Here is a 13,015-nt window from a genome sequence, read left to right as displayed (position 1 = left end):
CGGACCGGCGCTCAGTAGCGGTACGGGTCGTACGGGTCCGCGTACTCCTGCTGCTGCTCGGGCTGTTGCTGCTGCTCGTACGGCGGCTGGTGCTGCTGCTGCGGGATGTACGGCTGCTGCCGGCCGTACGCCTGCTGGTCGTACGCCTGCTGGTCGAAGCCGTAGCCGCCGTACGTGTCGGCCGCGGGCTGCTGCGGGTAGGGCTGCGGGGACTGCCAGTCCCCGGCGCCCTCCCCGCCGTACCCGCCGCCGTCGGTGCCGCGGGCGTTGCCGAACACGTCGTAGTCGTCAGGGTCGTAGCCGTACGAGGCCGCGGCGGGCGCGGGCTGCTCCTGGTAGCCGCCGCCGTCCTGATCCTGGCCCTGCTGCTGTCCCTGCCCCTGGTCCCAGGCCGGCTGCTGCTGCTCGTAGCCGGTCCAGCTCTGGTAGCCCTGCGCGCCGTACCCCTCGTAGCCGCCGCTGGTGTACGGGTCGGGGGTGTACGTCGACTGGCCGTCGTAGAGCGGGTATTCGCCGCTGTCGTCCTGCATCGGCATCGGCTGGTACACCGCCTGCTCGGCGCCGTACCCGCCCTGGCCCTGCGGGTCGCCCGACGGGACCGAGAAGTCGTGCACCGCCGTCGCGTTGGCGCCCACGCCCGCCAACTCCTCAGTCGGAAGCGGCTGTTGGGCGGCGTCCGGGCCGGCCGCCTGGTCGGCCTCGATCGGGCCGACCTCCAGCACCGGTTCGGCCGGGCGGGCGCCCGCGGCCCTGCGGCGCCGGCTGGAGCCGGGACGGCCGCCTATCGCCCAACCCGTGGAGAATCCCCGCTTGTAGGAGAGCGTGACCTGGCTCTGCCCGGTGCCGAAGGCGAGCGCGCCCAGCACGATGAGCACCACACTGCGGTCGGCGACCCCGATGACCAGGCCCAGGAACCCCGCGAAGGCGAGCACCCGCCAGCGCAGCCGGGCCTTGTACTGCAACAGCACTTCGCCCAGCAGCCACAGCGCGACGATGCCGAACGCGATGTAGAGCACCGAGTAGCCCATGTGCCCACTTCCTCACCTAGGGGTCACGCCGCCCGCCGATGCAGCCCGAGGTTCTCGTAGATCTCCAGCGATGCGGTGGAGTGGTTAAGAGTAATGAAGTGGAGCCCCGGAATGTCCTCTGCCATGAGGCGGCGGCACATCTCGGTGGTGAACTCGATGCCGATCTCCCGTACCGCCGCCGGGTCGTCCTGCACCGCGAGGATGCGTTCGGCCAGGTCGGCGGGGAACGGCGCGTTGCCGAGCTGCGAGAAGCGCTCGATCTGCCGGACGTTGGTCACCGGCATCACCTCGGGGATGATCGGCACGGTGCAGCCCGCCCGGTCCACCCGGTCCCGCAGTCGCAGGTACGCGTCCGCGTCGAAGAACATCTGGGTGATCGCGAAGTCGGCGCCGGCCCTGCACTTGTCGAGGAAGTGCCGGGTGTCCTCGGCCGGGTCGGTCGAGCGCGGGTGCATCTCGGTGAACGCCGCGACCCCGACGCAGAAGTCCCCCGACTCCTTGACCAGCCGCACCAGTTCGGCCGCGTACGTCAGCCCCTGCGGGTGCGGTACCCACTCGCCCATCGGGTCGCCGGGCGGGTCGCCGCGCACCGCGAGGATGTTGCGGATGCCCGCGTCCGCGTACTGCCCGATGATGTTGCGGAGTTCGGCGACCGAGTGGTTCACCGCGGTGAGGTGGGCGCACGGGGTGAGCGTGGTGTCCGAGACGATCCGGTCGGTGGCCCGCACGGTGCCCTCCCGCGAGGAGCCGCCGGCGCCGTAGGTGACCGACACGAAGGTCGGGCGCACCGCCTCGATCCGGCGGATCGCTCTCCACAACGTGCGCTCGCCCTTCTCGGTCCGCGGCGCGGCGAACTCGAACGAGTACGAGCGCTGACCGGACGCGAGTAGTTCACGGATCGTGATCGCGCGGTCCGTGCGTGTGGATGAAGTCCCCAGGGCCATGCAAGCAGGCTAACGTGTGGCGGTCGCCACACGTTAGTGCGTCACGCCATCCCCGGGGGGACCCGTGCCCCTCGGACAAGGGTGCCCTGCACTCCCCGGGCGGACCCGCTGCCGCGGAAGGCGCTGCCCCCTCCCCGGGCGGACCCACTGCCGCGGAAGGCGCTGCCCTCCTCCCCGGGCGGACCCGCTGCCGCGGAAGGCGTTCACCACTCAGGGGCGCTGGGGGTACCTCCCAGGCGAAGCTCGGGGGTGAGCTGCGGGCGCAGCCATCCACCGGCCGGTGGTCCGGACACGACAGCAACAGCCCCTTCTGGCCGGTGGCGACGCGCGCCACCGTCGCGGCTGGTCGCGCAGTTCCCCGCGCCCCTGATTGGTTGCCGCACTCCGCGACAGCACCCCCGCGCCCCTGATTGGTTGCCGCATTCCGCGACGGCACCCCAGCGCCCCTCATTGGTTGCCGCACTCCATGACGGCACCCCCGCGCCGCTCATTGGTTGCCGTACTCCGCGACGGCACCCCGGCGCCCCTGATTGGTTGCCGCATTCCGCGACGGCACCCCGGCGCCCCTGATTGGTTGCCGTACTCCGCGACGGCACCCCAGCGCCGCTCATTGGTTGCCGCACTCCACAACGGCACCCCCGAGTCCCCCATCGGTGCCGCACTCCGCGACGGCACCCCCCGCCCCCATCGGTTCCCGCACCCCACGACAGCACCCCAGCGCCGCTCATTGGTGCCGCACTCCGCGACCGCACCCCCGCGCCGCTCATTGGTTGCCGTGCTCCGCGACAGCACCCCCGCGCCCCCCATCGGTCCCCCCACCCCACGACAGCACCCCCGCACCCCCCATCGGTCCCCCCACCCCACGACAGCACCCCCGCACCCCCCATCGGTCCCCCCACCCCACAACAGCACCCCCGCGCGCCTGGAGGGGGTGGAGGTCTTCCGGGAGGGGGGCGGGGGGTCAGTGGGGCGTGGGGGGGTGGAGGGATTGGGTCAGGGCGGAAGCGGCTTCGTAGGGGTCGGGGGCCTCGGTGATCGCGCGGACGACGACGATCCGGCGGGCGCCGGCGTCGAGCACGGCGGGGAGGTTCGAGAGATCGATCCCGCCGATCGCGAACCAGGGCCGTTCCGTGCCGAGGGCGGCGGCGTGGCGGACGAGGGAGAGCCCGGGAGCGGGGCGCCCTGGTTTCGTGGGGGTCGGCCACACCGGCCCGGTGCAGAAGTAGTCCGCGCCGGGCTCGACCGCCGCGGCGTCCACCTCGGCCTCGGCGTGGCAGGACCGGCCGATCAGCACGTCGGGGCCGAGCAGGGCGCGGGCGGCGGGCACCGGCAGGTCGTCCTGCCCCAGGTGCAGCACGTCGGCGCCGGCCGCGTGCGCGACGTCGGCCCGGTCGTTGACCGCGAGCAGCTTGCCGTGCCGGCGGCACGCGTCGGCGAGTACGTCGAGCGCGGCCAGCTCCTGGCGGGCCTCGATGCCCTTGTCGCGGAGCTGGATGATGTCGACGCCGCCGCGCAGCGCCGCGTCGGCGAACTCGGCGAGGTCGCCGCGGGCGGTACGCGCGTCCGTGCACAGGTAGAGCCGCGCGTCGGCGAGGCGGGCGGACGCAGCTGGAGTGGGCATCGCGGGCTCCCGGGGTCGATGCGCCCCGGGCGGGCCGCCGCCGTGCACGCACGCGGGTGCGGTACGGGCGTGGCGGCGGCCCCCGGCGGGCGCGGGCTACACGGCGAGCGCCTGCGCGCGGCGCTTCACCTCGGTCCCGCGATTCTCGCGCAGCGCGTTGGCGGGGGTGCCGGGCAGGGTCGGGTCGGGCGTGAAGAGCCACTCGAGGGCCTCGTCGTCCGTGAACCCGTCGTCCTTCAGCAGCGTCAACGTGCCGGGCAGCCCCTTGACGATCTTTCCGTCTCCGATGAAGTCGCTCGGCACCATCAGGACCTTGTTCTCCCCGCGGCGAACCGCGATGAGCTGCCCTTCCTTGATCAGCGGTCGAATCCGGGTCACTTCGAGGCCGAGACGCTCCGCGACCTCGGGCAGGGTGAGCCAGGAGGGGACGAGAGCGTCAATGTGTGCGTCAACCGACGAGAAAACAGTCACGGGACAAGCCTGCCACCTGCGGCCGACAATCGCTCCCAACGCTGAGCCGTCACGGTAGTGGTGCCCGCCGGCCCGCCGTGTCGTGCCCGCGCCCGGGCCGGTCAGCGGGGCACCGCGGACTTCAGCGGCACCGCCGGGTCCGCGGCGAGCGCGGGGTCCGGCTCGAAGCCGGCCGCGATCAGCTTGCGGGCCTGTGCCATGTCCCGCGGCCGCTCCACCGCGAGGAGCGCCACCAGCACGCCGCGGCGCAGCCACAGCACCGACCAGGACGTGCCGGAGGGGTCCCCGCGGGTGAGCAACTGGTCGTCGTCCCGGTGGAATCCGGCGTACTGCACGAAGCGGCCGAACTGCTCGGACCAGAAGTACGGCACCGGGTCGTAGGCCTCCTCGCCGCCGAGGAGGTTCGCGGCGGCGGTGCGCGGTCCCTGGACGGCGTTGTCCCAGTGGTGGATGAGCAGGCGCCGGTTGTAGCGGGCCGAGGGGAAGGACGCGCAGTCGCCGACCGCGTAGACGTCGGGCGCGGTCGTCCGCAGCCGCTCGTCGGCCTGTACCGCGCCCTGCGGGTCCAGGGTCACCCCGGAGCCGGCCAGCCAGCCCGTGGAGGGCCGGGCGCCGACCCCGACCACCACCGCGCCGGCCGCCAGCCGGCTGCCGTCGGCGAGCACCACCCCGCCCGCCTCGACCGCGGCCACCGGCGTGCCGGTCCGCAGGGTGACGCCCGCTTCGTCGTACCAGCCGGTCATGTGTGCGGTGACGGAGGCGGGCAGCACCCCGGCGAGGGGGCGGTCGGCCGCCTCCACGACCGTCACCTCGCAGCCGGCCTGCCGGGCTGCCGTCGCGAACTCGGCGCCGATCCAGCCGGCGCCGACCACCACGACGTGCTCGCGCCGGTCGAGTACGGGGCGCAGCGCGGCGGCGTCGTCCAGGGTGCGCAGCGGGTGCACGCCGGGCAGGCCGGCCGTGCCGGGCAGGGCCACCGCGTACGCGCCGGTCGCCAGCACGAGCGCGTCGTAGTCCACCCGCCCGGTGTCGGTGATCAGTTCGTGCCGCTCGGCGCGCAACGCCTGCGCGTGCACGCCCAGCCGCAGGTCCACGTCGAGCGCGGCGAAGTCGACGTCGAAGTGCACGTCGGTGAGGGCGCCGCCCTCCGCGCCGAGCAGCACCGCCTTGGACAGCGGCGGGCGGTCGTACGGCAGGTGCGGCTCGTCTCCCAACAGGGTGATCCGGCCGCGCCACCCCTGCCGGCGCAACTCGACGGCCGTCTGCACGCCGGCCATGCCGGCTCCCACGATCACTGCGTGACGCTCGCTCACCCGGCCACGTTAACCCGTCGGTGCCGCGGCGGACGCCCGCCCCGTCCGCGCCGCGGACCTGCTTCGCCCTCGACGCGGCGGCGGACGGGGGCGGACTGGGGCGGTCGGGCGGCGGACGGGGGCGGCGTCCGGGCCGGGGCCCTCCGCTAAGCTGGCCGGCAAGCGAGATCGCGGGAGCCCGGGCGGACCGGGCTGAGAGGGTGGCTGGTCGGCCGCCGACCGTACGAACCTGATCCGGGTCATGCCGGCGAAGGGAGCAGCCGAGACTCATGCGTACCCGAACAACGGACGTCCTCGTCGTGGGGGGCGGCATCATCGGGCTGGTGACGGCGTGGCGCGCCGCCCAGCGCGGGCTGGCCACGGTGGTGGCCGACCCGTCCCCAGGCGGCGGAGCCGCCCACGTGGCGGCGGGCATGCTCGCCGCGGTGACGGAGTTGCAGTACGGCGAGCAGACGCTGCTCGACCTGAACCTGGCGTCGGCCGCGCGCTACCCGGACTTCGTCGCGGAGTTGACCGCGGCCACCGGCCTGGACACCGGCTACCGCCCGTGCGGCACCCTCGCGGTGGCGCTGGACGCGGACGACCGGGCGGACCTGCGCGACCTGCACGCGTTCCAGACCTCGCTCGGACTTTCCGCGCAGTGGCTGAGCGGGCGGGACTGCCGCCGGCTGGAGCCGCTGCTGGCCCCCGGGGTGCGCGGCGGCCTGCGGGTGGACGGCGACCACCAGGTCGACCCGCGCCGGCTGGCCGCGGCGCTGCTGGGGGCCGCGCGGGCCGCGGGCGTGGAGTTCGTCCAGGCGAAGGCGGTCCGGGTGGAGTGCGCCGGCGACCGGGTCACCGGCGCGGAACTCGCCGACGGCACAAGGGTGTCGGCGGGCCGTACCGTGCTGGCCGCGGGCTGCGAGAGCGGCCGGCTGCCGGGGCTGCCGGAGGACGCGCTGCCGCCGGTGCGGCCGGTGAAGGGGCAGATCCTGCGGCTGCGGGTGCCGGCCGCGCGGGCGCCGTTCCTGTCGCGCACGGTCCGCGCGGTGGTCCGCGGCAGCCACGTCTACCTGGTGCCGCGGGAGAACGGCGAGCTGGTACTCGGCGCGACCAGCGAGGAGTTCGGCTGGGACACCGCGGTGACCGCCGGCGGGGTGTACCAACTCCTTCGGGACGCACACGAGTTGGTACCCGGGATCACCGAACTCCCGCTCACCGAGACGCTGGCGGGACTGCGGCCCGGCTCCCCCGACAACGCGCCCCTGCTCGGGCCGTCCGAGCTGGACGGCCTGCTGCTCGCCACCGGGCACCACCGCAACGGTGTGCTGCTCACCCCGATCACCGGGGACGTGCTCGGCCACGTCCTGGACACCGGCGAACTTCCCGACTACGCCAGGCCGTTCGGGGCTGGCCGGTTCGCGGCGACCGCGCGTGAGGAGCAGGCGGTATGACGATCAGCGTGCTCGTCAACGGGGAGCGGCGCACCCTCGACGAACCGATCGAACTCGGCGCCCTCGTGGCGCGGTTCACCGCGGCGCCCTCCGGGGTGGCCGCCGCTCTCAACGAGACCGTCGTACCGCGCTCGCGCTGGGCGGCGACCCCGCTGGCCGAGGGCGACCGGGTGGAGATCCTCACCGCGGTGCAGGGAGGCTGACCGTGACGACATCGGTGAAGTCCGCGGGGACGGCCGATCCGCTGCGGATCGGGGACGCCGTGTTCGGGTCCCGGCTGATCATGGGGACCGGCGGGGCGCCCAGTCTCGACGTGCTGGAGCAGGCGCTCCTCGCGTCCGGTACGGAGTTGACGACCGTGGCGATGCGGCGGCTGGACCCGACCGCGAAGGGTTCGGTGCTGTCGGTGCTGGACCGGCACGGCATCCGGGTGCTGCCGAACACGGCCGGGTGCTTCACCGCGGGCGAGGCCGTCCTCACCGCGCGGCTGGCCCGGGAGGCGCTGGGCACCGACTGGGTCAAGCTCGAAGTGATCGCGGACGAGTGGACGTTGCTGCCCGATCCGGTCGAACTCCTCGACGCCGCGGAGACGTTGGTGGACGACGGGTTCACGGTGCTGCCGTACACAAACGACGATCCCGTGCTCGCCCGCAAGTTGGAGCTTGTCGGGTGCGCGGCGATCATGCCGCTCGGCGCGCCGATCGGGTCCGGGCTCGGCATTCGCAATCCGCACAATTTTCGGCTCATCGTGGAGCGCGCGTCCGTGCCCGTGATCCTCGATGCCGGTGCCGGCACCGCTTCCGACGCGGCCTTGGCGATGGAACTCGGGTGCGACGCCGTCATGCTCGCGTCTGCGGTCACCCGGGCGCAGCGGCCCGCTCTCATGGCCGAGGCCATGCGGCACGCGGTCGCCGGCGGCCGGCTCGCCCACCGGGCCGGCCGCATCCCCCGCAGGTACGGTGCCCTCGCTTCCTCCCCGACCGACGGTGCCCCCACCTTCGGGGCGGCCCCGGACTCCCCGTCCTGACGGTCCCCGTCCGCCTCCCGGGTGCGGCCCCCGCGGCTCCTCGCCGCCAGGGTTTCGGCCCGTTCCCGGCCGCGCCCCGGTGGTGGGTTGCGCGCGCAGTTCCCCGCGCCCCTGGCGGGTGACCGTCCTCCCGCGGAAGGAGCCGCACCAAGCCAGGGGGCACCCCCACCCAGGCGAAGCCCGGGGGGGAGGAACCGCGCGCGCAACCGGCCGCCGGGGCGCACCCGGGCGCGAGGGGAACCCCCGCGGCGGGGAGCCGTACCGTCACAACCGCGTAGCGAACCGCGCGGGTCACGTCGAACCACCCAAAGCGCCTCGTAGAATCGGTGGCCGTGGACACCAGCGTGCAGGACCCGCTTGTCGGGCAGATGCTCGACGGGCGCTACCTGGTCGAGGGGCGCATCGCCGTCGGGGGGATGGCGACGGTCTACCGCGCCATGGACACCCGGCTGGACCGGGAACTCGCACTGAAGGTCATGCACCCGCGGCTCGCCGAGGACGCCGTTTTCGTGGAGCGCTTCATCCGCGAGGCGAAGGCGGTCGCGAAGCTGGCGCACCCGAACGTGGTGGGGGTCTTCGACCAGGGCGCGGACGGCACGTACGTGTACCTGGCGATGGAGTACGTCGCCGGGTGCACCCTGCGGGACGTGCTGCGGGAGCGCGGCGCGCTCCAGGTGCACGCGGCGCTGGACATCCTGGAACCGGTGCTCGCGGCGCTGGGCGCAGCCCACCGCGCGGGTCTGGTGCACCGCGACATGAAACCCGAGAACGTGCTGATCGGCGACGACGGCCGGGTGAAGGTCGCCGACTTCGGCCTGGTCCGGGCGATCGACACCAAGACGAGCGTGTCCACGGGCGTGGTGCTGGGCACCGTGTCGTACCTGGCGCCGGAGCAGATCGGGCACGGCACGGTCGACCAGCGCGCGGACGTGTACGCGTGCGGCGTGGTGCTGTACGAGATGCTGACCGGCCGCAAGCCGTACGACGGCGACACCCCGATGAAGGTGATGTACCAGCACGTCAACGAGGACGTGCCGGCCCCTTCCGCGGTCATGCCGACCGTTCCGCCGCTGCTGGACGCGCTGGTGGCGCGGGCCTGTGCCCGGCTTCAGCAGGCCCGCCCGGCGGACGCGGTGGAGCTGCTCGCCGAGGCCCGTACGGCCCGGGCCGCCCTCTCGCCCGAGGAGCTGGACGCGCGGCCGGGCGGCGCGAGCGCGCAGGCCGTGCCCGTACCGGTGCCGGTGCCCGAGCCCGTGGACGCGGCACCCGCCGGACCGGCGGGTTCCGAGGAGCCCACCAGCGTCGTGGCGCTGCCTGACGGCCCGGTCACCGACCGCACCACCCGCCTGCTGCCCACCCCGCCGCCCGACGACCCTCCCCCCGCCCCGGCACCCGGGGGAAGGGCCCGCTCCCGCCGCGGCCCGCTCGCCCTGCTCGTCGCCGTGCTGGTCCTGATCGGCGTCGCCGCGGGCGTCTGGTACATCAACGACGGCCAGTTCACGACCGTCCCGGGCGTGCTGTCGCTGCCGCAGGCGAAGGCGGAGCAGCAGCTCGACAAGGCCGGCCTGGACACCAAGGTGAAGCGGGACTTCTCGCTGACGGTGCCGCGCGGCAGCGTGATCGCCACCGACCCCTCCCCGGGCAAGCGCATCCGCGGCAACGGCACCGTGACGCTGACGGTCTCCAAGGGCCCCCAGCACGTCCAGGTGCCCGACGTCGCCGGGCGCGACCTGGCCACCGCGCGCAAGGAGATCAAGGCCGCGAGCCTGACCCCGGGCACCGTCGCCCAGGCGTTCGACGACGACGTGCCGCGCGGCGAGGTGGTCTCCACCGACCCGAAGGGCAGCACCGAGCTGGCCCCGGGCACCCCCATCGCGATCACCGTCTCGCGCGGCGCCCCGATCGACGTGCCGGACGTGGTCGGCGAGTCGGTCACCGACGCCCAGCAGGACCTGGAGGCGGCCGGGTTGAAGGTGGTGCTCGCGCCGGGCAAGGTCTTCTCCGACGAGGCCGACAAGGACCAGGTGGCGCTGGAGTCGCCGGGCAGCGGCAGCCAGGCCGCCGCGGGCGACTCCGTGACGATCACGGTCTCCAAGGGCCAGCAGCAGTTCCCGGTGCCGGACGTGACCGGCAAGAGCGCGGGCGACGCGAAGAAGATCCTCCAGGCCGCGGGCTTCGACGTCCGTGTGATCAACATCTTCTTCGGCAGCACCGTGTTCAGCCAGTCGCCCGACGGCGGCAGCCAGGCCCCCAAGGGCGCCACGATCACCCTGTGGGTGCGCTGAGACGGTGTTCGAGTGAACGAGCTGATGACGCCTGGCCGGCTGCGCAACCCGGTCGGCGCGCACGTGCCGGTGGCGGGCGGCCTCGCCGCCAAGGGCCTGGGCTACGCGGAGCGGTTGGGCGCGGAGGCGGTCCAGGTCTTCGTGGCGAACCCGCGCGGCTGGGCGACCGGCCCGGGCGACCCGGCCCAGGACGAGGAGTTCCGCACCCGGTGTGCCGACGCGTCCCTGCCGGCGTACGTCCACGCGCCGTATCTGATCAACTTCGGCTCGCACACCCCGGAGACCGTCGACCGCTCGGTGGCGTCACTGCGGCACTCGCTGCGCCGCGCGCGGGCGATCGGTGCGCTCGGCGTCGTGGTGCACACCGGTTCGGCGACCGGCGGCCGGGGCCGCGAGGCCGCGCTGGGGCAGGTACGGGAGCGGATGCGGCCGCTGCTGGACGAGTTGACGCACGACGACGACCCGTGGCTGCTGCTGGAGTCGACCGCAGGCCAGGGGTCCTCGCTGTGTTCCCTGGCGGAGGACCTGGGGCCGTATCTCGACGCGCTGGACCGGCATCCCCGGGTGGGGCTGTGCCTCGACACCTGCCATGTGTTCGCCGCCGGGCACGACATCGCCGCGCCCGGCGGGGTGGCGCGCATGTTCGCGGAGATCGAGAGCGCGGCGGGCGCGGGGCGGCTTCGGCTGATCCACGCGAACGACTCGAAGGCGGGATGCGGCTCCCACCTCGACCGCCACGAAGGGATCGGGTCCGGGCGGATCGGGGCCGACGCCTTCCGCGAGATACTGGCCCACCCGGCGACGTCCGGGGTGCCCCTGATCATCGAGACCCCGGGGGGACCCGAAGGGCACGCCTCGGACGTGAACCTGCTCCAGTCCCTCCGCCCCGAGCCGGTGAGCGGCGCGGCCTGACCCGGGGCGGCGCGGCCTGACCCGGGGCGGCGCGGCCTGGACCCGGCCCCGGGCGGCGCAGCCTCCTGACCCGGGCGGTGCCGCCGTCAGGTCTCCTGGATGAAGCGGCTGAGGAACGCCTGCGTGCGGGCCTGGGCGGGATTGTCCAGGACCTGGCGGGGCGGTCCGCTCTCGACGACCTGCCCGTCGTCCATGAACACCACCCGGTCCGCCACCTCCTTGGCGAAGGCGATCTCGTGGGTGACCACGAGCATGGTCAGGCCCTCCTCGGCCAGGGTCCGCATGGTGGCCAGTACCTCGCCGACGAGTTCGGGGTCCAGGGCGCTGGTCGGCTCGTCGAAGAGCATCAGCTTGGGCCGCATGGCCAGTGCGCGGGCGATGGCCACCCGCTGCTGCTGCCCGCCGGAGAGCTGCCGCGGGTAGGCGCCCGCCCGGTCGGCGAGGCCCACCTGGTCCAGCAGCCGCAGCGCCGTCTCGCGTGCCTCCGCCTTCGGCACCCGCAGGACGCCGACCGGCGCCTCCATCACGTTGGCCAGGACCGTCTGGTGGGGGAAGAGGTTGAAGTGCTGGAAGACCATCCCGATGTCGCGACGCTGCCGGGTGACCTCCCGGGGACGCAGGTGCGTCACGCGCGAGCCCGACTGGCGGAAGCCGATCAGCCGGCCGTCGACATGGATGGAGCCCGCGTCGATCTGCTCCAGGTAGTTCACGCACCGCAGGAGCGTCGACTTGCCCGAACCGGAAGGGCCGAGCAGGACGACGACCTCGCCGGTGCCCACCTCCAGGTCGATGCCGCGCAGCACCTCCTGGTGCCCGAACCGTTTGCGCACCTGGCGGGCCACCACCATCGGCGCCGGCTTCGTCCCGGCCGGGCCGGTGGCGACCGGGGCGCTCCGCGGACCCGTCACGCTCCGCACGGCCGTCTCGTCCGTCGTCATGAGATCGTCTCCTCGGTTTCCCGTGCCTGCGGCGCGAGGGTCGCGCGCTGCCGGCGGAAGAACGCGAAGTCCCAGAAGCTCTGGGGGGTGTTGCGCGTCGCTCCGCGGGCGTAGTGGCGCTCGATGAACGACTGCCCGACGTAGAGCACGGACGTCATGATCAGGTACCACAGGCACGCCACGATCAGCAGCGGGATGGTCTCGAAGGTGCGGTTGTAGACCGACTGCACGGTGTAGAGCAGGTCGGCCAGGGCGATGACGCTCACCAGCGAGGTCGCCTTGAGCATGTTGATGACCTGGCTGCCGGTGGGCGGCACGATGAACCGCATGGCCTGCGGCAGCACGACGCGCCGCAGGATTCTGGCCCGCCCCATGCCGAGCGCGGACGCGGCCTCCGTCTGTCCCGGGTCCACCCCGAGCAGGCCGCCGCGCACGATCTCCGCCATGTACGCGGCCTCGTTGAGCCCGAGGCCGAGGATGGCCGCGAACCACGGGCTGATCAGCGAGTTCGTCGCCGCGTGCCCGAACTCGGGGCCGAACGGCACGCCGAGGGAGATCCGGGGAAGCAGGGCCGAGAGGTTGTACCAGAAGATGAGCTGGACCAGGACGGGGATGCCCCGGAAGAGCCAGACGTACAGCCCGCAGGCGCCGCGCATCACGCGGTTGTCCGACATGCGCCCGATGGCCAGCAGGACGCCGCCGACGATGCCGATGAGCATGGCCACCGCGGTCAGTTCGATGGTCGTGGCGATGCCGGGGCCGATGAGCTGGGCGTCGAAGTAGGCGCCGACCGTGCCCCATTCGAAGTTGGGGCTGGTCACCAGGAAGTGCCCGAGCTGGGCGGCCAGCACCGCCAAAACCAGGACGGACAGCCAGCGCAGCGGGTGGTGGACACGCGCCGCGGTGGAGACGTCGACGGTGCCGTGGACGGAAAGCGGCGCGGTGCCGTCGCCGGGGCCGGACCGGGTTGCGCCGGTGTGCGGACCGGTCGTGTCGGGGCCGTCCTGGGCGGTCGTGGAATGCGGGGTGGCCATGGCCGGCTC

General features: G+C 73.8%; 12 protein-coding genes and 1 riboswitch. Of the genes, 5 read left to right on the top strand and 7 right to left on the bottom strand.

Annotated elements, in window-relative coordinates; all coding sequences use genetic code 11:
- Window positions 1-11 precede the first annotated feature (11 nt).
- From ACIPAE_RS15215 to ACIPAE_RS15195, 5 genes are all read right to left on the bottom strand, one after another.
- On the bottom strand, window positions 12-1,028 hold the full coding sequence (locus ACIPAE_RS15215) for a hypothetical protein (RefSeq protein WP_329370410.1): 1,017 nt from the start codon (window positions 1,026-1,028) through the stop codon (window positions 12-14).
- 23 nt (window positions 1,029-1,051) lie between these two features.
- Window positions 1,052-1,972: a methylenetetrahydrofolate reductase [NAD(P)H] gene (gene metF, locus ACIPAE_RS15210; protein WP_328463000.1), complete on the bottom strand. Its 921-nt coding sequence runs from the start codon at window positions 1,970-1,972 to the stop codon at window positions 1,052-1,054.
- A gap of 961 nt (window positions 1,973-2,933) precedes the next feature.
- Window positions 2,934-3,593, bottom strand: coding sequence for a thiamine phosphate synthase (gene thiE / locus ACIPAE_RS15205; protein ID WP_402445405.1), 660 nt, complete (start codon window positions 3,591-3,593; stop codon window positions 2,934-2,936).
- Between the two features lie 96 nt (window positions 3,594-3,689).
- Window positions 3,690-4,064 carry an Rv2175c family DNA-binding protein gene (locus tag ACIPAE_RS15200; RefSeq protein ID WP_329370405.1) on the bottom strand — a complete coding sequence of 125 codons (375 nt, stop codon included), beginning with the start codon at window positions 4,062-4,064 and terminating at the stop codon, window positions 3,690-3,692.
- A gap of 101 nt (window positions 4,065-4,165) precedes the next feature.
- The gene (locus tag ACIPAE_RS15195; protein ID WP_329370403.1) at window positions 4,166-5,377 is read right to left on the bottom strand and encodes an FAD-dependent oxidoreductase; all 1,212 of its coding nucleotides are present in this window, start codon (window positions 5,375-5,377) and stop codon (window positions 4,166-4,168) included.
- A 160-nt stretch (window positions 5,378-5,537) separates the two neighbouring features.
- Window positions 5,538-5,651: riboswitch (TPP riboswitch) on the top strand.
- Here ACIPAE_RS15195 and thiO point away from each other — a divergent pair.
- The 5 genes from thiO to ACIPAE_RS15170 all read left to right on the top strand — a co-directional run bounded on the left by thiO (window position 5,647) and on the right by ACIPAE_RS15170 (window position 11,034).
- A complete protein-coding gene (gene thiO / locus ACIPAE_RS15190; RefSeq protein ID WP_402445402.1) occupies window positions 5,647-6,810 on the top strand; it encodes a glycine oxidase ThiO in 1,164 nt (387 codons plus the stop codon). It overlaps the preceding riboswitch by 5 nt.
- Window positions 6,807-7,013 (top strand): sulfur carrier protein ThiS, encoded by a 207-nt coding sequence (gene thiS / locus ACIPAE_RS15185; protein WP_329370400.1) that lies wholly within the window; start codon window positions 6,807-6,809, stop codon window positions 7,011-7,013. The genes thiO and thiS overlap by 4 nt, the downstream gene beginning before the upstream one ends.
- A 2-nt stretch (window positions 7,014-7,015) precedes the next feature.
- Window positions 7,016-7,837 (top strand): thiazole synthase, encoded by an 822-nt coding sequence (locus tag ACIPAE_RS15180; protein WP_402445400.1) that lies wholly within the window; start codon window positions 7,016-7,018, stop codon window positions 7,835-7,837.
- Window positions 7,838-8,169: 332 nt separating this feature from the next.
- Complete coding sequence (gene pknB / locus ACIPAE_RS15175; RefSeq protein WP_402445398.1) at window positions 8,170-10,122, top strand: Stk1 family PASTA domain-containing Ser/Thr kinase; 1,953 nt, start codon at window positions 8,170-8,172, stop codon at window positions 10,120-10,122.
- Window positions 10,123-10,146: 24 nt separating this feature from the next.
- A complete protein-coding gene (locus ACIPAE_RS15170; RefSeq protein WP_402445506.1) occupies window positions 10,147-11,034 on the top strand; it encodes a deoxyribonuclease IV in 888 nt (295 codons plus the stop codon).
- A gap of 86 nt (window positions 11,035-11,120) precedes the next feature.
- Here the strand turns inward: ACIPAE_RS15170 and ACIPAE_RS15165 are convergent, their stop codons facing one another.
- Both ACIPAE_RS15165 and ACIPAE_RS15160 read right to left on the bottom strand, forming a co-directional pair.
- Window positions 11,121-11,882, bottom strand: coding sequence for an amino acid ABC transporter ATP-binding protein (locus ACIPAE_RS15165; RefSeq protein ID WP_328473985.1), 762 nt, complete (start codon window positions 11,880-11,882; stop codon window positions 11,121-11,123).
- Between the two features lie 86 nt (window positions 11,883-11,968).
- Entirely contained in the window at window positions 11,969-13,006 is a 1,038-nt protein-coding gene (locus ACIPAE_RS15160) for an amino acid ABC transporter permease (RefSeq protein WP_402445396.1), read from the bottom strand.
- Window positions 13,007-13,015 lie beyond the last annotated feature (9 nt).

Source organism: Streptomyces sp. NPDC087270, from assembly GCF_044744625.1.
In the GTDB taxonomy this organism is placed as follows: domain Bacteria; phylum Actinomycetota; class Actinomycetes; order Streptomycetales; family Streptomycetaceae; genus Actinacidiphila.
The sequence above is the reverse complement of the archived record's forward strand: the minus strand, read 5'-3'. Positions and strand labels throughout refer to the sequence as shown.

Coding starts and splice junctions, on each gene's coding strand:
- ACIPAE_RS15215 (WP_329370410.1), bottom strand. CDS start 1,028: ATGGGCTACTCGGTGCTCTACATCGCGTTCGGCATCGTCGCGCTGTGG.
- thiO (WP_402445402.1), top strand. CDS start 5,647: ATGCGTACCCGAACAACGGACGTCCTCGTCGTGGGGGGCGGCATCATC.
- thiS (WP_329370400.1), top strand. CDS start 6,807: ATGACGATCAGCGTGCTCGTCAACGGGGAGCGGCGCACCCTCGACGAA.
- ACIPAE_RS15170 (WP_402445506.1), top strand. CDS start 10,147: ATGACGCCTGGCCGGCTGCGCAACCCGGTCGGCGCGCACGTGCCGGTG.
- ACIPAE_RS15160 (WP_402445396.1), bottom strand. CDS start 13,006: ATGGCCACCCCGCATTCCACGACCGCCCAGGACGGCCCCGACACGACC.
- thiE (WP_402445405.1), bottom strand. CDS start 3,593: ATGCCCACTCCAGCTGCGTCCGCCCGCCTCGCCGACGCGCGGCTCTAC.
- metF (WP_328463000.1), bottom strand. CDS start 1,972: ATGGCCCTGGGGACTTCATCCACACGCACGGACCGCGCGATCACGATC.
- ACIPAE_RS15165 (WP_328473985.1), bottom strand. CDS start 11,882: ATGGTGGTGGCCCGCCAGGTGCGCAAACGGTTCGGGCACCAGGAGGTG.